Raw genomic sequence first — 20,822 nt, forward strand, 5'->3', positions numbered from 1 at the left:
GATGACATATGTTTGTTATTATAAGCAACATCTATGCATAGAATAGTGTAAAATAGAGCCATGATAATATCTTTTAAACAACAATTCAAACAAGCGCCGATAACGGTTAGCATTTTAACATTAACTGTGCTTATTTTCATTCTAGAACTTGTTATCGGGGGCGGACAAACCGATGATGGTCAATTACTCGTGGTACTAGGTGCTAAATGGGGGCCATATATTAAGTTGCATCATGACTATTGGCGGCTAGTCACACCATTGTTTTTACATGCTGGTTTTATGCATGTTTTTACTAATATGTTGACATTATGGTTTATTGGGCCACTTGTAGAATCATCATTTGGTAGTCGTAAATTTCTTATTTTATATTTGTTTAGTGGTGTAATTGGTAATATTTTCTCGTATCTATTTGCGCCATTGACGGTTTCTGTGGGTGCATCTTCTGCACTCTTTGGACTGTTTGGTGGTATGATTTTGTATGCCATACAATTTAAAGATGATCCACGCATTCGATCTCAAGGAACTGTGATGATCATGTTTGTTGCTTTAAATTTAGTGACAGGTTTTGCGACTACAGGTATCGATATGTGGGGACATATCGGTGGTTTAGTAGGTGGTATGATTTTTACGATTATCGTTGGGTTTTATGGTCGTTCGGGTAAATATCCATTGATGATGCGTATAACAATGATTTTTGTAACTATCATTATTTTAATACTAATGGTTATTTCGAAAGGTGGTGTGGCATGAAAAACTTCTATGATATATTAACTTTTTTAAAGTCTTTTGGTGTCTATATTCATGTTGGTAAGCGCTTATGGGATATTGAAATGGCGGCTTTAGAAGTTGATAACTTACATCATGCTGATGTGATTAATGATAAAGAGTATGCAACGATGAAGCTGATATTGGCGCATGAACATCACTTAGAGGAAGCGCAACCAAGCGATTAAATTTAAGGAATTGAATCGGTTACTGAAAAGCATGAAAACGCTTGCAAATTGCAAGCGTTTTCTGTTAGAATGAGTGGGTAATCAATTTTGAGGAGGAATGATGTTTGGTTCGAATTGACCAAGCATTAACTAACATGGCTAAAGATAAATTAATTGGTGTTGACCTTGGCGGTACGACGATCAAATTCGCTATTTTAACTGAAGATGGTGAAATTCAGCAGAAGTGGTCGATTAAAACAAATATATTTGATCAAGGGGCACATATTGTGCCAGATATTATTGATTCAATTAATCATCATCTTGATTTGTACCAACTTGATGCAGAACGTATTATTGGTATTGGCATGGGGACACCGGGAACTGTAAACCGTCAAACTGGTACGGTAACAGGTGCATTCAATTTAAATTGGAAAACAGAACAAGCGGTTAAAGCAGATATTGAAGCAGGCACAGGATTTACGCTGACAATTGATAATGATGCCAATGCAGCTGCATTGGGAGAAGCATGGCGCGGTGCAGGTAACAACGATGGTGAAGTCTCATTCATCACGCTTGGTACTGGCGTTGGTGGTGGCTTAGTTGCCAATGGTGAGCTAATTCACGGTACAGCTGGTGCAGGTGGTGAAGTTGGGCATGTTATTGTCGAACCAAACGGTTATTTGTGCACATGTGGTAATCGCGGTTGTTTAGAACAATATACTTCAGCCACAGGCGTTGTTCATTTGGCACAAGATTTTGCTGAAGAATATGTTGGCTCATCTAAACTTAAAGAATTAATTTCTAATGGTGAAGAAGTGACTTCAAAAATCGTATTTGATTTGGCAAAAAATGGTGATTTTCTAGCCAATGAGGTGGTGAATAAAGTTGCTTATTATTTGGGCTACGCAACGGCGGCCATGGCTAATATTCTCAACCCTTCAGCTATTGTTATTGGTGGTGGTGTTGCGGCAGCTGGTGAATTTTTGCGCGCGCGTGTCGAAAAAAATTGGCAGATGTTCGCTTTTCCAACAGTGCGTCAAAGTACACGTGTAAAATTAGCTGAGTTAGGCAATGATGCGGGTGTCATTGGTGCTGCTTCATTGGCTCGTGTCTAAATTTAGAATGTATAATTTTGCGACCAACTGGTTGCTTTTTTTATACACTTTTTAATAAATAGCACGTTAGCGTCTAAAAAAAGGTATAATGGAAGGTAATTGTTATTTAAATTTTAAACTAAAATCAATATTTTTATAGAAAGAAGAAACAATATGATTACTTTAAAGTCACCACGAGAAATTGAAGCCATGCGACAATCAGGTGCAATTATTGCAGGTATGCACCATATGCTACGTGATTTAATTAAGCCGGGTATTGACACTTGGGAAATTGAAACAAAGTCACGTGAATATATTGAAAGTCATGGTGGTGTGGCCTTACAAGTTGGTTTTGAAGGCTTTAAATATGCGACAACTATTAGCGTGAATAATGAAGTTGCGCATGGTTTGCCTCGTAAAGGCCTACACTTAAAATCAGGTGATTTAGTTAAAGTTGACACAGTTGTTGGTCTCAATGGTGCTGTGTCAGACTCTGCTTGGTCGTACGCTGTCGGGCAGGTATCACCAGAAATAGAGAAGTTAATGGCTGTTACAAAAAAGTCGATGTACTTAGGCATTGATCAGGCTGTTATTGGTAATCGTATCGGCGATATTGGTCATGCAATTCAACAATACACGGAAGTTGAACATCATTATGGTGATGTCCGTCAGTACATTGGGCATGGTGTTGGGCCAACTATGCATGAAGAACCACAAGTGCCACATTATGGCAAACCAGGACATGGTATTCGCTTACGTGAGGGCATGGTTATTACGATTGAACCAATGATTAATATTGGTGGTTGGGAAGTAGATACTGATCAAACCGAGGAAGATGGTTGGACAGTAACAACAACTGATGGTTCATGGTCAGCACAGTACGAACATACATTAGCAATCACAAAAGACGGTCCCAAAATTTTAACGAGTCAAGATCCAGAATTTGATGCACAATATTTGTAAAAGCGAGTAAGAAATTTGAAAATCAAGCCAAAACATAAATCATATTTGATAGCCAAACGTATTATTGATGTGGTTTTTGCGTTACTTGGATTAATTATACTGTCACCAATATTTTTGATTGTTTTTATACTGTTAAAAATAGATAGTCCAAAATCGCCAGCACTGTTTGAACAACGACGGATTGGTCGATACGGCAAACCATTTAATATTTATAAATTTCGATCTATGGTGCCAAATGCTGAAGAAATTTTGAAGGCTGATACTGTTTTGTATCAAAAGTACGTTGCAAGTGGTTATAAATTACCAACAAAGGAAGATCCGCGCATTACAAAGTTAGGATCTTTTTTACGCCGCTCAACAATTGATGAATTACCACAATTTTGGAATATGTTAGTTGGCGATATGAGCCTGGTTGGCCCTCGGCCTATTGTAGCTGAAGAGTTAAAAGAATACGGTGACAACATTGACCTTTTCCTTTCAGTTCGTCCAGGCGCACTAGGTCTATGGCAGGCAAGTGGACGTTCATTAATTGAGTATCCAGAGCGTACACAAATAGAGTTAGAGTATGTTGCAAATGCTGGTTTCTTTTATGATATTAGCATTGTATTTAGAAATGTTATTGCAATATTCAAATCAGAAGGTGCTTATTAAATTGGTACAATAATTATGGTAGAAAAAATTCAAATTTTGGTCGCGGCTCATAAACAAGTGCCCATGCCAACACAAAGCATATATGTACCAACACAAGTTGGTGCAGCATTGTCAGCTGAACATTTTGACGGCTTTGTTCAAGATAATACAGGACGCAATATTTCTAGTAAAAATCCATATTTTAACGAACTTACAGCGTTATACTGGGCGCGTTATAATAGTGACGCCGAGGTTATTGGTTTGGTCCATTACCGGCGTTTTTTCTCGTTTTCAAGGCAAAAAAATAGTGCTAAAATTTTAGATGAGTCAACAATACGTGCCTTATTATCACAAAAAAGTGTCATTGTGCCTAAAAAAAGACGTTATTGGATTGAGAGTAGTGAATCACACTATCGTCATGCACATCATGGTGTCGCACTAGACGTTTTACGTGAGGTTATTGCTACTAAGCAACCAGACTACTTAACAGCTTATGATTACAATATGGCACAAACTTGGGCACATATGTTTAATATGTTTATTATGCCTCGTGCTGAGTATAATGATTATATTGACTGGTTGTTTGATATTTTGTTTGCAGTCGAGCAGAAAATACAGTCGGATGTTGTCGATTGGGATGCTTATGAAAAACGTGTTTATGGTTTTTTAAGTGAACGATTACTTGATGTTTGGTTAGAAAAGAATCATATCAGTTATATTGAAGTACCTGTTGTTTTTATGGAGAAGCAAAATTGGCTATTAAAGGGTGGTAAGTTTTTAGCCAGAAAAATTGGATTTGGACGTGTTTAATAGCGTAAATGTAGATGCATTGTAGTGATAAACTAATCGCTACACGCAGTGAGTAGTAGAGTTAAACTTAATCTATAAAAATTCCCTAAGTCAGGTATAATGGAGATATGATGACAAATAAATTTAATACAAAAAATTATGATTATCTAATCGTAGGTGCTGGGCCATTTGGCATGATTTTTGCTTATGAAGCAGCCAAACGTGGTAAAAAATCTTTGATCGTTGAAAAGCGTCCCTATATTGCAGGAAATATGCATACACATACTGAACATGGTATTACAGTTCATGATTTCGGGGCCCATATTTTCCATACTGATAACAAAGAAGTATGGGATTATATTCGTCAATTCGCTGAATTCAACGGGTATCAAAACCAAGTTGTAGCAAATTATAAGGGCACATTATATAATCTGCCTTTCAACATGAATACGTTTTATCAAATGTGGGGTACAAAGACACCTGATGAAGCACAAGCTAAAATTGCCGAACAAAAGGCTTCGGCTTTAAAAGACTTGGGTAATCACGAACCACGTAACTTAGAAGAACAAGCAATTTCCCTCATTGGCACGGATATTTATGAAAAACTAATTAAGGGCTATACTGAAAAGCAATGGGGACGTCAAGCAACAGAATTACCTGCCTTTATTATCAAGCGTCTTCCCGTTCGTTTTATTTATGACAATAATTACTTTAACCATCGTTATCAAGGTATTCCGGTAGGTGGTTACACGCAAATATTTGAGCGTATGTTGGCACAGTCAGAAGGATTAGTAGATGTCATGACAGATACAGATTTTTTTGATCACAAAGAGACGTTATTGTCAGAGTTTCCACGTGTGTTGTATACAGGGATGATCGATCAGTTTTTCGATTATAAATTTGGCGAATTAGAGTACCGGTCATTGCGATTCGAACACGAAGTCATCGATTCTGATAATTATCAGGGAAATGCGGTGATTAACTATACGGATGCACAAACACCATATACACGAGTAATGGAGTGGCGACATTTTGATGGTTTGGCAAATGCTGGTAAAACGATCATTACGAAAGAGTATCCACAAGAGTGGCATCGTGAAAAAGAAGCATACTATCCAGTCAATGACGATAAGAACACGAAAATATATAAACAATATGCGCAAGAAGCACGACAAAATCACCCAGAAATTATATTTGGAGGTCGGTTAGGAAAATATCGTTATTTTGATATGGATCAAGTGCTAAACGATGTTTTGAATACTGTACGCCAAGAGTTTAATATCAGTGCTGATTTTAATTTTGCACATGATAACGTTGAATTATAAGCCCGAGGTGGGTGTACATAAGAAATAGGATCAAAAATGACAGAAAATAACCGCAACTACCCAATTGAAAAGTCAGATGTATTATCACTTGTGGTTCCGGTGCATAATGAAGAAGCAACGATTCAAACTTTTTATGAAACGGTATCTGCTTTAAAAAACAAGTTAACAGCTACAATACATTATCATTTTATTGATGATGGTTCGACAGATAGTACACTTAGTATTTTACGTGAATTAGCTCATCAAGATGAAAATGTTCATTATATTAGTTTTTCTCGTAATTTTGGTAAGGAAGCTGGGCTTTATGCTGGTTTGCAACAAACTACTGGGCAGTATGTTGCTGTGATGGATGTTGACTTACAAGATCCACCAGAATTATTACCACAGATGTTACATGAAGTTCAAAATGGGGATTACGATGCCGTAGGGACAAGGCGTGCTGACCGTGCAGGTGAAGCCAAAATACGATCATGGTTTTCAGCACAGTTTTATGTCTGGATGAATAAAATCAGTGAAACACAGTTAGTTGATGGTGCGCGTGATTATCGCGTGATGACACGTCAAATGGTTAATGCCATTTTATCAATGAGTGAGAATCAGCGGTTTAGTAAGGGCATATTTAGTTGGGTAGGTTTTAAAACAAAATACATTTCATTTGAGAATAGAGAACGTACTGCTGGTAGTACATCGTGGTCATTTTGGTCATTGTCAAAATATGCTATTGAAGGTATTGTCTCATTTTCAACGTTCCCACTAACTATCATAACTGGTCTAGGTTTTGTATCTTTTATTATTTCGCTAATGAGTGCAGCATTTATTGTGATACGTGCTTTAGTATATAATAACAGCGTTGATGGTTGGCCTTCGATGGTGACCATTATCTTATTTATTGGTGGGATACAGTTATTGAGTCTAGGGGTCATTGGTCGATATATTGCAGCAATATTTTTAGAATCAAAACATCGACCAATTTATATTACGCGAGAAGAAAAATAATTTAAAAGGATTATCAAAAATGAGAAGAGTCATTACATATGGTACTTTTGATATGTTACATTATGGGCATATCAACTTGTTGAAACGTGCTAAGGAAATGGGCGACTATTTAATTGTTGCGTTATCGACTGATGAATTTAATTGGCATGCTAAACAGAAAAAAACTTATTTTTCATATGAAAAACGTAAACAATTATTAGAAGCCATTCGTTATGTTGACTTGGTCATTCCTGAAGAATCATGGGATCAAAAAACATCTGATGTTAAGCTGTATCAAGTTGACACTTTTGTTATGGGCGACGATTGGGCAGGACAATTTGATTTTATTCAAGAAAAAACTGATGCAAAGGTTGTTTATTTAGCACGAACGCCAGAAATTTCAACGACACAAATTAAAAAAGACTTGAATACGAAAGACTTGGCAACAGATCATGAATCTAAAATCAATTAATGTATGTTGATAAGTCTAAAAAAGGCAGTTACTGTCTTTTTTATTATGATATATGATTCAGAATTTTAAAATCTGGTACCATAAAAAAGGAAGCAACATGAGTGATGTAACAGTTTCAGCTGTCATTGTGACATATAATCGCCTGTCACTATTAAAAAAGGCGATACCAAAGGTTTTAAATCAGCGCACTCACGCCTTGAAACATCTGATTATTATTAATGGTGCGAGTAATGATGGTACAAGAGAGTACCTTGATTCGCTCGTGGACAAACGTTTAATTATCATTAATTTGTCTGAAAATATTGGTGGTGCTGGCGGTTTCAATCAAGGTATACGTCAATTTTATGAAAGAACATCAGATGACTTCGTTTGGGTCATGGATGATGACTCGATGCCATCAGAAGACGCTCTGGAAAAACTATTAGCTATGTTTGAAGCTAATTCGCTGGCTGGTTGGGGCGCTAGCAAAGTAATTTGGGTTGATGGTAGTTTTTCAAGAATGAATTTTCCAGGTACCGTGACAGGTCAACGGTATCATATTTATTCAGGAGCAGAAAACTGGGTACAAATTAAAAATGCGACATTTGTGTCGACAATTTTTAAACGTGCATTGGTTCAACAAATTGGTTTACCACAAAAAGAATATTTCATTTGGGGTGACGATATGGAGTTTACACAACGTGCAGCACAACAAATGATTGGCTATTATGTGCGAGACTCAGTTGTTGTGCACGAAAGTCAATTTAATGCTAAACCTGGAGATATTGTGGGTGAAAAATTAAACGAGCGTTTACCAAGATATCTATATGAGTATCGTAATCGTATTTTGACGTCACGTCGTCGGCATAAACGATCAAAAATGTTGAAAACGCTGGCACACAGTGCACTAGATTTTTTAAGAACATTGCTATTACCAGGCGTTTCGTATCGTGGCAGAAAATTGTTAATTATTATCAAAGGGACATACCGTGGCCTGAAATTCAACCCGAAAATAGAGTATTTATCTTAAAGCAGGATGTTCCCGAAATAAAATAACTGCTTGTTTAGTTAAGTATTGCGGTGATAAACTATAATATATTAGAAGTATATGATATAGTGTCGGATAATGGCCGACTGTTTCTAGCCAACACCAATGTTGGACTATCATAAATGTTAGATCTGTCTATCGTTTATGATAGGCGGATTTTTTGTATTTTATATATAGGAGAGAAAATAAAATGTCGCATTTTTTTAAATTAGCTGAAAATAAAACGACCATTCGTCGTGAGATTATAGCTGGTATGACAACCTTTGTATCCATGGCTTATATCTTTTTTTTAAATCCACAAATTTTGGGTCAAGCTGGTATACCACAGCAAGCAGTTTTTTTGGCAGCGATTTTAGTCGCCGTGTTTGGCACGTTATTTATGGGACTATTCGCTAACGTGCCCTTTGCTCTTGCACCGGGTATTGGTATGCAAGCTTATTTTACTTACACAATTGTGTTTGGCTTTGGCTTTACTTGGCAACAAGCGCTTGCTATTGTCTTTTTGGTCGGTGTGGTCGATATCGTGATTACACTAACACATGGTCGTCGTGCCATTGTTAAGGGAATACCCACTGAATTAAAAGCTGCCATCGGTGGTGGTATTGGTATGTTTGTGACATACATCGGTCTGAAAAACGCAGGCTTTATTAATTTTATTGTGGATCCTGATAATATTAAAACACTGAATAACAAACCATTTACTGGAAAAGAAACAGATAGTATACATGCAATTTTAGCAAACGGTGGTGTCACACCAGAGTTAGCAAAATTTAATGATCCTGCTGTTTTATTAGCCTTAATTGGTTTTATTATTTTGGTTGTTTTAGTGATGCGAAAAGTACCTGGTGCGTTCTTAATCACTTTAATAGCGACAACACTTATTGGTATCCCAATGGGTGTGACTAACCCGCATATTCAACCGGGTACGTCAATTGGTTCTGCTTTTGGTTCTTTGGGACATGTATTTGGTCAAGCACTAGGAGCGAATGGGATTGGTGCGTTGTTTACTGATTGGCATCATGCCTCTTTGGCAATTATTACGATTTTTGCTATGGGTTTGACTGGCTTATTTGATGCCATTGGCACATTGATCGGCATTGGTAATCAAACTGGCATTTTTTCACAAAAAGATACACAGGCGTTTGAGTCTGATAATGGTATTAATTCAAAAATGGATCGGGCGCTTGTTGTAGATACGTTCACCACTGCATTTGCAGGTATTGCTGGAACGTCTAACACAACAACATTTATTGAGTCTGCTACAGGTGTCGCAGCAGGTGCACGCACGGGCTTAGCTAATATTGTGACAGCGATTGGTTTTGCGTCGATGATTATTTTTGCACCATTTGTTGGTGTGATACCAACAGCTGCCACGTCACCATTATTAATCTTAGTTGGTATCATGATGATGGGAGAGTTTAAAAAAGTGTCATGGCAAAACTTAGAGGTAGCCATACCTGCTTTCTTCACTTCTGTTTTCATGGCATTTTCGTATTCAATTTCGTATGGTATCGCTGCAGGATTTTTGCTTTTTATTATTGTTAAAGTAGCGTTAGGCAAGTACAAAGATATTTCACCAGTTTTGTTGATTGTATCGATATTTTTCTTAATCAATTTTATTGTACTGGCATTTATGTAATGTCCTTTTAAATTTTTTTTGCTAGCATGACAAACAAAACCGCCTAACTGGCGGTTTTTTTGATACAATAAGTATATGAAAACAGGAACAGTAAAAATTTGGCAAAAAGAACGTGGCTATGGCTACATTACTCCCGATGAAGGTGGCGAAGACGTCTTTGTACACTTTAATGGTATAGATATGGACGGCTTCAAATCGCTCAATCAAGGTGAAAAAGTGACTTATCAACTAGTACAAGGTTACAAGAACTATCAAGCGGCTCAAGTGCAGCCAGTTATGAAAAAAGCGTCAGAAATATAATGGCAGAACGCGAGCAAGTGACGAATTCAAACATTGTATATGAAGGACCAATATTTAGTGTTGAAAAACAAGAGGTTAAGCTGTACAATGGCCGTCAATCACAACGTGATATTGTTCGACATGTACCAGCTATCGCAGTTTTGCCGTTTGTTGATGCCGATCATATGATGATTGAAAAACAATATCGGGCTACTATTGGTGATTTTATATTAGAGATACCAGCTGGTAAATTGGATGAACGCGATTTGGCTGTACCAGAACACGCTGTTGAACGTGAGCTTAATGAGGAATTGCGTATGACAGCGGGTACGATTGAACGTGTGATGGGCTTTTTTGAGACGGTTGGTTTTTCAGATGCTTACATGCATGTTTATGTGGCACGTGATCTCAAACCTATTCCGCTGAGCAAACAATTACCAAGAGATTTGGGAGAATCCTTGGATCTGATTACAATCTCTTTTGATGAGATGAAAACATTATTTGAATCCGGAAAGATAAATGATCAAAAGACAGTACTCGCATTTTTGTATTGGTCTTATTTAAGAGGTTAGTATGTCAGAGGAACTATCACGTAGAGACGAAAAAAAAGCGCAAAAAAGGCGAGAAAAAGAACGTGCCCAGGTCGAGCGAGCATACGCCAAGGCACACCCTACAGAGATTACTGTTGTTCAACCTGAAACGCGTGAAGAAATGCGTTTAACAAGAAAAGGTCGCTACGAGTTGGGATCCGACGGTAAATTAACGGCCCAAGGGAAATCCAGTCGTCTGACTCATCGATATAACATGGCAATTATTGTATTACTATTATTGATAGTTACCACGTATGCCTATTTCTTTTTAGTGCATTAATCACTTGAATCGATTAACTATGAAAATTTGAAAGGAAATCAAGCTGATAGTATATAATAGCCAATAAGCGACGTCTTGGTTATTATGACAATGAGTTTTTGATATTTAAAACATGAAAATTGGAATTATCACGCCAATGGCGGAAGAAAAAATTGCTTTAATTGCGGCGCTAGAGAACATAACGACTAAACAGCATGGTGGCACAGAAATTACGCACGGCCAGTACAATGGACATGAAGTCATTCTGACAGAATCTGGTATTGGAAAGGTTGCAGCAGCTTCAGCGACAACAGTAATGATTGATAACTTTCAACCTGATTTAATTGTTAATACTGGCTCAGCAGGTGCATTAGATCCACAACTAAAAATTGGGGATGAAGTCATTGGTACGCGGATTGCATATTCGGATGTTGATGTCACGGTGTTTGGTTATGAATTTGGTCAACTGCCTAACAAACCACTGTACTTTGAAGCAGATACACAGGTTGTGAAAGCCTTTGAAAAACTGACTGCTGTCAAAGAAGGTTTAATTGTTTCAGGTGATCAATTTGTTCAAATGGACGCTAAGCAGCGCATTTTGTCTCATTTTCCTGAAGCATTGGTTGCTGAGATGGAAGCTGCTGCTGTTGCTCAAGTGGCTTATCAATTCAATACACCATTCATTGTATTGCGTGGTGTTTCAGATTTGGCTGATGGTGATTCAGGAATTGTGTTTGATGACTATGTGATAGCCGCTGGGAAAGCATCAGCCAAACTATTGCTAGCCTATCTTGACAGTCAAAGCTAATATCATTAGACCGTGTGAGCGGTCTTTTGTATTTTAAAAGTGCTTATGATACCATAATAATACGACTGATTTAAGGATTAAGAAAATGATAACAACTTATAATTTAAAAGCGAGTGGGGATATTCTAGTGATTATTCTCGAACCAAATGCTGCCACACAAAGTGTCACGACTAAAGGGGCAGTGACTTGCATTAAAAATATTGAAACTGGCGAGACTACAGGATTTAACATTGCAGGAATTGGCGACAAATTGGGCTTAACTAAACAGTCTGGACCAGTTAATTTAAGCGATGAACAGATCAATATCATTAACGACGAGATTGAAAAAGCAGGGTTTAAAGCAGAGCTGACAACATCTGAATCAAAACTAGTTGTCGGTCGTGTTCAGCGTATGACGCCTCATCCTGATTCAGATCATTTGCATGTTACCATAACCGAAGTTGGAAAAGGCAAGACGTTGCAAATTGTTTCCGGATCACCTAACATGCAGGTTGGTATTAAAGTGGCTGTTGCGCAACCTGGTACCATGATGCCATCAGGCGCTTTAATTTGGTCAGGCGAATTACGCGGTGTTGCTTCCAGTGGCATGATTGTTTCTGGACGTGAGTTACAATTACCTGGCGCACCTGAAAAACCAGGCGCGCTAGTATTACCAGAAAATTTTGGTGAGGTGGGAGAGCCTTTTGATTTTAAGCAGGCACAATCACTCTACACTTCCGGATTAGTGGATACAAATTATTAAAATGCGTACACAAGATAAATTACAAAATGCACCACGTGTTTATCGCACATTTAATGGTGAGTTTGCGCAATATCGAAAGCTTGTATTTGAATTGCGTAAAGGTGAGTTGCAATATTTTATTTTTGAATCAGATAGGGGAAGTCATGTCTAAAACGTATTATTTTATTGGGATTAAAGGGACTGGTATGGGCCCTTTAGCACAAATTTTGCATGATCAGGGGCATACTGTTTTAGGCTCTGATATTGATGCTTATACATATACACAGGCGCCGTTAGAAGCAGCGGGTATTAAAATACTATCGTTCAATAAAAATAATATTGCTAATTATCGTGAAGCGGTTTTTGTTCGTGGCAATGCTTTTTCTGATGATCATGTTGAGGTTGCTCAAGCATTAGCACTGGGTGTCCATATGATTTCATATCCTGAAGCTGTGCAAGAGCAGATTGAACAAACAACTGCGATAGCTGTGGCAGGGGCGCATGGTAAAACTTCAACGACTGGCTTGTTAGCGCACGTATTAAAAAACATTGCACCCACTTCTTATCTTATTGGGGATGGCACAGGTCGCGGCGTTCCCAGTTCACAATTCTTTGTTGTTGAAGCAGATGAGTATCGCAGACATTTCAAAGACTATGTACCTGACTATGCTATTTTAACCAATATTGATTTTGATCATCCAGATTATTACCAGGATATTCAAGATGTAACGCACGCATTTTCTGATTTTGCTAGTCATGTTAAAAAAGCAATTTTTGCTTGGGGAGATGATGAGCACTTGAGAGCATTGCATCCTAAAGCAGATGTTTATTATTACGGTACAAACAGTGATAAGGATGATTTCGTGGCAACAAATATTCATAAATCAACCGAAGGATCCCATTTTACTGTTGTTTTTCGTGGTGAGACGTTAGGTGAGTTCTCGGTACCGTTATTCGGACAACATAGTATTTTAAATGCGCTAGCAGTCATTGCTGTTGCATATATGGAAAAAGTTAATCTCACGTTAATTCGTCAATACCTAATGACATATCAAGGGGTTAAACGTCGTTTTAGTGAGAAACAAATCGCTGATATTACTGTGATTGATGACTATGCACATCATCCGACAGAAATTGATGCAACCTTAGACGCTGCTCGTCAAAAATACCCTAATAAACAAATTATTGCTATTTTTCAGCCACATACATACTCACGTGTCATTGCCTACAAGGATGAGTTTGCTAAGAGTTTAGAAGCAGCAGACAAAGTTTACTTAGCCAACATTTTTGGTTCGGCACGAGAAAAGGCAGGCGCAGTAACATCAGCAGAAATTGGTGCAGAAATTAGTAAGTTTGGTGGCATTATTGAAGAAGATAATATGAGTTTACTCATGCCTTATGAAAATGCTGTCATGGTGTTTATGGGTGCTGGCGATATTGAAAAATACGAATTTGCATATGAAAAACTACTCGGACAGTTAAGAACTGATTTGCAATAACTTTTTTTGAATTTTGGTAGTTACTTCTAAGAGGACCAGAAGTATGTCGTGAGGTGTTTTAATATATGTTTAATCGATACTCTGGTATAATATACCTAACCAGAAATGGCAACTGTTGTAGTAATTTGATACTACTTGAAGAAACAACTGGGGAATATATGTAATGTGAGGAGACTCAAATGGATAATTTTAATATTAATACGCGTCGTGATGTGACAGGCGTAGATGAAGGTATGCGGGCGTTTTTTAAACAAACCTACACTTTCATGGGAATAGCTGTTTTGGTTACAGCTATTACTGGATTTATCGTACAAAAATTCTTTTTGGAACAAGCCATTGCGTTACTTGCGGGTAATTTTATCGGCGCACTAGCCCTTATTGGTATTCAGATGTTAATCATAACGATGATTGGACGCTCTACTTTTAAAAATCCAGCACGTGCTTTCGGGTTGCTTATGGCATTTGCGGTTGTTGAAGGCTTGACGTTTGGCTTATTGTTAGCCATTTACACGGGTGCTTCTGTTGTTATGGCATTTGTGTCTGCATCAGCAGTGTTTGGTGGTATGGCATTGTATGGTGTATTTACGAAACGTGATTTGACTGGTATGCGATCGATTCTTTTCGGCGCTTTAATCGGGATCATTGTTGCTTCAGTTGTGAATATGATCTTTTATAGCGGTATTGTATCATTGTTGTTATCGATTGTAAGTGTGGTCGTCTTTGCACTCTATACGGCTTATGATAATCAAAATCTGAAAATCATGTATAGCCAATTTGCTGGTCAAGCGGATACAACTGGACTAGCCGTTAATGGTGCATTAAGATTATATCTTGATTTTGTCAACCTATTCTTTGCTTTAATTCGAATATTTGGTGTTGCTGGCGGATCACGAGATTAAATAGATCCAGTATTAAATTTAACAGCCTTAGGGCTGTTTTTTTGTTAAACTAGAGATAGCAAAGGAATATAAAATGACAAAAAAATTACTTTTAATTGATGGCAATTCATTAGCATTTCGTGCGTTCTATGCTATGTATAATCAACTGGATCGCATGATTTCACATAAGGGGTTGCACACAAATGCGCTTGTAGCTTTTAATAATTTCCTAGATCAAATTGTGGATCCAATGCAACCAGATTTGGCGGTTGTTGCTTGGGATGCGGCATCTGGTAAGGAAACTTTTCGTGGCGAATTATTTCCAGAATACAAGGATGGCCGTTCAAAAACACCATCGGAATTTCAAGAACAATTCCCATACTTACGTGAAATGGTAGCTTTGCACGGATTACGTAACTATGAGCAACCTGGTTTAGAAGCAGATGATATCATTGGCACTTTTTCAAGAATGGGAGAAAAAGCAGGGTATTCGGTCACAATTATCACAGGTGATCAGGACTTAACTCAATTAGCAACTGAAAAGGTGACCGTTAATGTTACTAAAAAAGGTGTAACAGAAATTGAGCAATATACACCAAGCTATATTATGGATAAGTTTGGACTAAAGCCATTACAAATTATTGAGAAAAAAGCGTTGACTGGTGATACATCAGATAATTATCCAGGTGTGACCAAGGTTGGTGAAAAAACAGCTTTGAAATTACTGACTGAGTATCACGATATTGATAATTTATACGCGCATATTGATGATATGAAGCAATCTAAATTGAAAGAAAATCTTATCAAGGATCGTGAAGCAGCCTTCTGCGCACGTCAGTTGGCAACGATTTTAACCGATGCTACCTTAGAATTGCCTTTAGAAGAAATTGAATATCGGCATATTGATTATGATAAGTTGGTCACGTTTTACGAGGATTTAGACTTTAAGCAACAATTAGCAAAAATAAAAGCGCTTCAAAAATCTGGCCAAATTATAGGTAGTCAAACGCAAACATCTGTTGAGAAAGCGATTAATGTTGTTACATTACAGGAAGATAATTTACAAGCAGTTGCGATGCTAGGTAATAAAATAGCATTACATATAGAAATGGCTGGGTCGAATTATCATATTGATGACATGATTGGCTTTGTAATAGGCAGTCCGGCGACAGGTTACTATGGCAGTCGCGATGTATCGTTACTACAAAGACCAGAACTTAGATCAGTGATTGAAAATGCAGCCATTATCAAAAATGTGTTCAACGTCAAAGCGCAATTTGTATTGTTTAAACGTCTTGGCATGACATTAAGAGGCGTTGAATTTGATTTCTTATTAGCTGCGTATTTACTTGATACAACTGATAATGATAACGAGTTATCGACGTTGGCACAGCGATTTGATTTTTACGTCACACCTGATGAAGATATCTATGGGAAAGGTGCCAAATATGCTGTACCCGAAGAGACATCACGAGTGCTCGTACATTTAGCGCACAAAGCAGATGTTTTGATGCAACTCGAACAGCCTGCTTTTGCTGCGTTGCAAGATCATGAACAAACACATCTATATACCGAAATAGAATTACCGCTTGCGCATGTATTGGCTGATATGGAATATCGTGGGATTAAAATTGACCAGACACGATTACGTGAGATTGGAACTGATCTTGAGGAACGCATTGATACCATAAAAGAAGCGATATTCATTGAAGCAGGTGAAGTTTTTAATATTAATTCTCCAAAACAGCTTGGTATTCTCCTGTTTGAGAAAATGGGCTTGCCAGTAATTAAGAAAACAAAAACTGGCTATTCAACCGCTGTAGATGTATTAGAAAAACTGGCGCCACAGGCACCCATTGTTGATCACATCTTACAGTATCGGCAACTAGCTAAATTGAAATCTACTTATGTTGATGGCTTATTATCAGTTGTACATGAAAAAGACAGTAAAATTCATACACGATTTTTGCAAACATTAACACAAACTGGGCGGCTGTCATCAATTGACCCTAATTTGCAAAATATTCCGATGCGAACAGAGGCAGGTCGAAAAATTAGAACAGCATTTGTTCCTAGTCAACCAGACTGGCAAATTTTTGGCGCAGATTATTCACAAATCGAATTGCGTGTTTTAGCACATATGACTGGCGATAAAAATATGCAGCAGGCCTTTTTAAATGGTGAAGATATCCACGCAGAAACAGCTCGTGCAGTGTTCGGTCTAGATGATAACGTGCCAGTAGACCCATTGATGCGGCGGACGGCAAAAGCAGTTAATTTTGGTATTGTTTATGGCATATCTGATTTTGGGTTAGCTAACAATTTAGGTATTTCACGTGCTGAAGCGAAACGTTTTATCGAGACTTATTTTCAGGAGTTCCCTAAAATTCACGAGTGGATGACTCAAATTAAAGCAAAGGCCCATGAACAAGGGTTCATAGAAACAATTGCTAAACGTCGACGATATTTACCAGAAATTGGTTCAAAAAATTTCAATTTGCGAAGTTTTGCAGAACGTACGGCTATGAATTCACCCATACAAGGATCTGCAGCAGATATTATTAAAATTGCAATGATTAAAGTGGCTGATGCACTACAAGAAAATGGCATGCAAGCACGTATGCTATTACAGGTGCACGATGAACTTATTTTTGAAGCACCTAGCGATGAGATAGCGGAATTATCTGAATTGGTTACGCGTGTGATGGATTCTGCCGTGGTGTTGGATGTACCCATGCTCGTCGAAAGTCATTCTGGCAACACATGGTATGAAGCAAAATAGAAATGCACTAATCTGTTTTTTATTTTAGTATTCATGTCATAAAACCTGACATATATATGCACAACTTTTAAATATCTATTAGAATAAAAGTATGTTAACGGAGGTTGTTAAATGAGCGAACGTGAGCTGAGAAGAAATTTAGCGATTTTACCCATTGGCACGGTACGTGATCTCACATTGTTAACCGATAGACAAATTCGTTATTATGAGCAAAATGAGCTGATTGATCCAAGCCGTGGTAAAGGTGGACAGCGTCGATTTTCTTTAAATGATGTGGATCGGTTACTTGAGATTAGAGATTTTTTAGATGCCGGTGACTCGATAAAGGACATTCAGGAAATTTTTGCAAAACAGCGCCGGAAGGCAGTTGAAAAACAAGATTCGGAATCAGCATTACGGCGGTCGTTGCAAAAAGAATTTGCTCAAATTGGCCGTTTTAATCGCTAATTTTAATTGTAGTTGTTGTCTCACAAGGCTTTATGAAGAAAGGGAAATCATGGCACGAAAGTTATTCACTAAAGAAGAAATCAAGCAACTAGTTATAGACGAAAATGTGGAATTTATTCGTGTAACATTTACAGATGTTCTTGGTGCAATTAAGAATGTTGAAGTTCCTACATCTCAATTGGACAAATTATTAAACAATAATTTAATGTTTGATGGTTCATCTATTGAGGGATTTGTTCGTATCAATGAATCTGATATGTATTTATATCCTGATTTATCAACATTCATGATTTTCCCTTGGGCAACAGATGGCCATGGTGGTAACGTTGCTCGCCTAATTGCAGATGTTTATACGTCAGACCGCGAACCGTTTGCTGGTGATCCACGTCATGCATTGCGGCATGTCTTGGAAGAAGCTAAAAATGCAGGATTCTCTGCCTTCAATGTAGGTACGGAGCCAGAATTTTTCTTATTTAAGTTAGATGCCAACGGTAATCCAACGACTGAACTTAATGATAAGGGTGGTTATTTTGATTTAGCACCGCATGATAAAGGTGAAAATGTTCGTCGTGAGATTGTGTTAACATTAGAAAAAATGGGCTTTGAAATTGAAGCTGCCCATCATGAAGTTGCCGAAGGCCAACATGAAGTTGACTTCAAGTATGCTTCTGCTTTAGAAGCAGCAGATAATATTCAAACGTTTAAGTTAGTCGTTAAGACGATTGCCCGTAAAAATGGTTATTACGCAACATTTATGCCAAAGCCAGTATCTGGTATCAATGGCTCAGGTATGCATACAAATATGTCACTTTTCCGTGATACTGATAATGTTTTTGAAGATAAGTCAGATGAAATGGGATTGTCAAAGACGGCTTACAATTTCTTAGGTGGCATATTAGCTCATGCAACAGCATTTACAGCACTAGCAAATCCAACTGTTAATTCTTATAAACGACTCACACCAGGATTTGAAGCACCAGTTTATGTTGCATGGTCTGCTTCTAACCGTTCACCAATGGTACGTGTTCCTGCCTCACGTGGTAAGTCAACACGTTTAGAATTACGTTCAGTTGATCCGACAGCTAATCCTTACACAACTTTGGCAGCAGTGTTAGCAGCTGGGTTGGATGGCATTAAAAATGAGCTAGAGCCGTTAGCTTCTGTTGATAAAAATATCTATTTAATGGATGAAGACGAACGCACAAAAGCTGGTATTACTGATTTGCCAGATACATTACTCGCTGCTGTTCGCGAACTTGCGGTAGATGATATGATTGTTTCAGCGATTGGTAATCATATTGCAGATAAGTTCATCGAAGCTAAAAAAATTGAGTACACTTCTTATCGTCAAGTTGTATCGCAGTGGGAAACTGACGCCTATTTTGAAAACTATTAAAACTTGTCTCCTAAATATATAACGCACCAAACGAAAGCCACGACATTTCGTAGCTTTTTTGTTATGATAGGGGAAGTGTTTTAGTAAGTTTGAGGAGTGTGATGTTGATATGAAGAAAATAACGATTAATTGGCGAAAGGTGCTACTGACAGCCGCCGTTTTTATTGCTAGTACTTGTGTTCAAGTTTTAGCTTTGAATGCATTTCTCATACCTAATAATGTTTTTTCGGGTGGATTTAATGGTGTCGCACAATTGCTATCGTTGCTGTTTGAATATGTTTTCCACATGAAATTACAGACTGGAACATTTATCATGATTTTCAACATTCCAATTGGTATTATTGGTTGGAAATTGATTGGTGGTCGATTTACGATTTTAAGTTTCATCAATTCTATAACTGTTTCAGTCATACAAATTTTGGCACCTACGGAAGCATTGACAACAGATCCATTATTAGCTTCGTTATTCGGTGGCTTGCTTATAGGTATCTCAATTGGTTTAGCTATGCGTTATGGCTTTTCGACAGGTGGCATGGATATTATTGCTATGGTTGTTCAAAAACGTACAGGTAAATCAATTGGTGCATTGATGAATGGTATTAATTTTGTCGTTGTTATTGTTGCGGGTGCGTTTATAGGATGGCAAAACGCACTGTTCACATTAATTGGTATATATGCTACCGGACGCGCGGTTGATGCGTTATATACAGGGTATCAAAAGCTAACAGCATTGATTGTGACTTCTAAAGGTGATGAGGTTGTCGAGGCATTGCATCGCGATCTTATTCGTGGCATTACAATCTTACCTTCTAAAGGGGCCTATACTAAAAGAGAGTCAGCCACTTTGATGATGGTACTGTCCCGATATGAGTTAGTAGAAATGCAAGAAATTGTCCACAAATCAGATCCTAAAGCATTTATTAACTTATTGAGTACCGTCAGCGTTTCAGGTGAATTCTTTGATGCGGACCGACAACTGCAAATGCGGCAAGCTGTGTCTGTTCCCAAACTTGAAACAATTACCGCACAAATAGAAGCAGAGCAACAACTAGAGTCGCAACTGGATAAAATTGAAGATGACAAATAGTCAAAGGAAAAGAGAAAAATATGCCCATTGTACAAGTTGAATTATTAGAAGGCCGAACACACGAACAATTAGCTAAAATGGTAAAAGATATTACTGATGTCATTGTTGAAGACGCCGGTGCCAGCCGAGAAGCTGTCCATGTGATCCTTCGTGAAATGCCAAAGGACCATTATGCTGTTGGTGGTGTGTTGAAAAGCGATGCGTAAATAAGTAAATAAAGAGCCGCTAAC

At 37.8% G+C, this 20,822-nt stretch carries 24 protein-coding genes and 1 riboswitch; all 24 genes read left to right on the forward strand.

Annotation, left to right across the window (positions count from 1 at the left end):
- Positions 1-60 precede the first annotated feature (60 nt).
- The 24 genes from LKI_RS09365 (at position 61) to LKI_RS09480 (ending at position 20,798) form a co-directional block, all read left to right on the forward strand.
- Entirely contained in the window at positions 61-750 is a 690-nt protein-coding gene (locus tag LKI_RS09365; RefSeq protein ID WP_013103908.1) for a rhomboid family intramembrane serine protease, read from the forward strand.
- Complete coding sequence (locus LKI_RS09370) at positions 747-953, forward strand: YqgQ family protein (RefSeq protein ID WP_013103909.1); 207 nt, start codon at positions 747-749, stop codon at positions 951-953. Before LKI_RS09365 ends, LKI_RS09370 begins: the two co-directional genes overlap by 4 nt.
- Positions 954-1,087: 134 nt before the next feature.
- A complete protein-coding gene (locus LKI_RS09375) occupies positions 1,088-2,047 on the forward strand; it encodes an ROK family glucokinase (protein ID WP_041762754.1) in 960 nt (319 codons plus the stop codon).
- A 153-nt stretch (positions 2,048-2,200) separates the two neighbouring features.
- The gene (gene map / locus LKI_RS09380; protein ID WP_013103911.1) at positions 2,201-2,989 is read left to right on the forward strand and encodes a type I methionyl aminopeptidase; all 789 of its coding nucleotides are present in this window, start codon (positions 2,201-2,203) and stop codon (positions 2,987-2,989) included.
- Positions 2,990-3,004: 15 nt separating this feature from the next.
- Entirely contained in the window at positions 3,005-3,640 is a 636-nt protein-coding gene (locus tag LKI_RS09385) for a sugar transferase (protein ID WP_013103912.1), read from the forward strand.
- Between the two features lie 15 nt (positions 3,641-3,655).
- Complete coding sequence (locus LKI_RS09390) at positions 3,656-4,429, forward strand: DUF4422 domain-containing protein (protein WP_013103913.1); 774 nt, start codon at positions 3,656-3,658, stop codon at positions 4,427-4,429.
- A gap of 110 nt (positions 4,430-4,539) precedes the next feature.
- Positions 4,540-5,733 carry a UDP-galactopyranose mutase gene (gene glf / locus LKI_RS09395; RefSeq protein WP_013103914.1) on the forward strand — a complete coding sequence of 398 codons (1,194 nt, stop codon included), beginning with the start codon at positions 4,540-4,542 and terminating at the stop codon, positions 5,731-5,733.
- Between the two features lie 36 nt (positions 5,734-5,769).
- Positions 5,770-6,729: a glycosyltransferase family 2 protein gene (locus LKI_RS09400; RefSeq protein WP_013103915.1), complete on the forward strand. Its 960-nt coding sequence runs from the start codon at positions 5,770-5,772 to the stop codon at positions 6,727-6,729.
- A 19-nt stretch (positions 6,730-6,748) separates the two neighbouring features.
- Positions 6,749-7,180, forward strand: a complete 432-nt coding sequence (gene tagD / locus LKI_RS09405; protein ID WP_013103916.1) for a glycerol-3-phosphate cytidylyltransferase — start codon at positions 6,749-6,751, stop codon at positions 7,178-7,180.
- A 97-nt stretch (positions 7,181-7,277) separates the two neighbouring features.
- On the forward strand, positions 7,278-8,189 hold the full coding sequence (locus LKI_RS09410; RefSeq protein WP_013103917.1) for a glycosyltransferase family 2 protein: 912 nt from the start codon (positions 7,278-7,280) through the stop codon (positions 8,187-8,189).
- A 59-nt stretch (positions 8,190-8,248) separates the two neighbouring features.
- Positions 8,249-8,343: riboswitch (purine riboswitch) on the forward strand.
- Between the two features lie 54 nt (positions 8,344-8,397).
- A complete protein-coding gene (locus tag LKI_RS09415; protein WP_013103918.1) occupies positions 8,398-9,846 on the forward strand; it encodes an NCS2 family permease in 1,449 nt (482 codons plus the stop codon).
- 75 nt (positions 9,847-9,921) lie between these two features.
- A complete protein-coding gene (locus LKI_RS09420; RefSeq protein WP_013103919.1) occupies positions 9,922-10,146 on the forward strand; it encodes a cold-shock protein in 225 nt (74 codons plus the stop codon).
- Positions 10,146-10,697, forward strand: coding sequence for an NUDIX hydrolase (locus LKI_RS09425; protein WP_013103920.1), 552 nt, complete (start codon positions 10,146-10,148; stop codon positions 10,695-10,697). The genes LKI_RS09420 and LKI_RS09425 overlap by 1 nt, the downstream gene beginning before the upstream one ends.
- Before the next feature lies 1 nt (position 10,698).
- A complete protein-coding gene (locus tag LKI_RS09430; RefSeq protein WP_013103921.1) occupies positions 10,699-10,995 on the forward strand; it encodes a hypothetical protein in 297 nt (98 codons plus the stop codon).
- A 112-nt stretch (positions 10,996-11,107) separates the two neighbouring features.
- Complete coding sequence (locus LKI_RS09435) at positions 11,108-11,782, forward strand: 5'-methylthioadenosine/adenosylhomocysteine nucleosidase (RefSeq protein WP_013103922.1); 675 nt, start codon at positions 11,108-11,110, stop codon at positions 11,780-11,782.
- A gap of 85 nt (positions 11,783-11,867) precedes the next feature.
- Entirely contained in the window at positions 11,868-12,524 is a 657-nt protein-coding gene (ytpR, locus tag LKI_RS09440; RefSeq protein ID WP_013103923.1) for a YtpR family tRNA-binding protein, read from the forward strand.
- A gap of 1 nt (position 12,525) precedes the next feature.
- Positions 12,526-12,675, forward strand: a complete 150-nt coding sequence (locus LKI_RS09445) for a hypothetical protein (RefSeq protein WP_013103924.1) — start codon at positions 12,526-12,528, stop codon at positions 12,673-12,675.
- A complete protein-coding gene (gene murC / locus LKI_RS09450) occupies positions 12,668-14,002 on the forward strand; it encodes a UDP-N-acetylmuramate--L-alanine ligase (RefSeq protein ID WP_013103925.1) in 1,335 nt (444 codons plus the stop codon). Before LKI_RS09445 ends, murC begins: the two co-directional genes overlap by 8 nt.
- Before the next feature lie 179 nt (positions 14,003-14,181).
- Complete coding sequence (locus LKI_RS09455) at positions 14,182-14,901, forward strand: Bax inhibitor-1/YccA family protein (protein WP_013103926.1); 720 nt, start codon at positions 14,182-14,184, stop codon at positions 14,899-14,901.
- Positions 14,902-14,974: 73 nt separating this feature from the next.
- Positions 14,975-17,662 carry a DNA polymerase I gene (polA, locus tag LKI_RS09460; protein WP_013103927.1) on the forward strand — a complete coding sequence of 896 codons (2,688 nt, stop codon included), beginning with the start codon at positions 14,975-14,977 and terminating at the stop codon, positions 17,660-17,662.
- A gap of 111 nt (positions 17,663-17,773) precedes the next feature.
- Positions 17,774-18,109 carry a MerR family transcriptional regulator gene (locus tag LKI_RS09465; RefSeq protein ID WP_013103928.1) on the forward strand — a complete coding sequence of 112 codons (336 nt, stop codon included), beginning with the start codon at positions 17,774-17,776 and terminating at the stop codon, positions 18,107-18,109.
- Between the two features lie 49 nt (positions 18,110-18,158).
- Positions 18,159-19,505, forward strand: a complete 1,347-nt coding sequence (gene glnA, locus LKI_RS09470) for a type I glutamate--ammonia ligase (RefSeq protein WP_013103929.1) — start codon at positions 18,159-18,161, stop codon at positions 19,503-19,505.
- Between the two features lie 109 nt (positions 19,506-19,614).
- Positions 19,615-20,592 (forward strand): YitT family protein, encoded by a 978-nt coding sequence (locus LKI_RS09475; protein WP_013103930.1) that lies wholly within the window; start codon positions 19,615-19,617, stop codon positions 20,590-20,592.
- Positions 20,593-20,612: 20 nt separating this feature from the next.
- The gene (locus LKI_RS09480; protein ID WP_013103931.1) at positions 20,613-20,798 is read left to right on the forward strand and encodes a 2-hydroxymuconate tautomerase; all 186 of its coding nucleotides are present in this window, start codon (positions 20,613-20,615) and stop codon (positions 20,796-20,798) included.
- Positions 20,799-20,822 lie beyond the last annotated feature (24 nt).

Source organism: Leuconostoc kimchii IMSNU 11154, from assembly GCF_000092505.1.
Classification (GTDB): domain Bacteria; phylum Bacillota; class Bacilli; order Lactobacillales; family Lactobacillaceae; genus Leuconostoc; species Leuconostoc kimchii.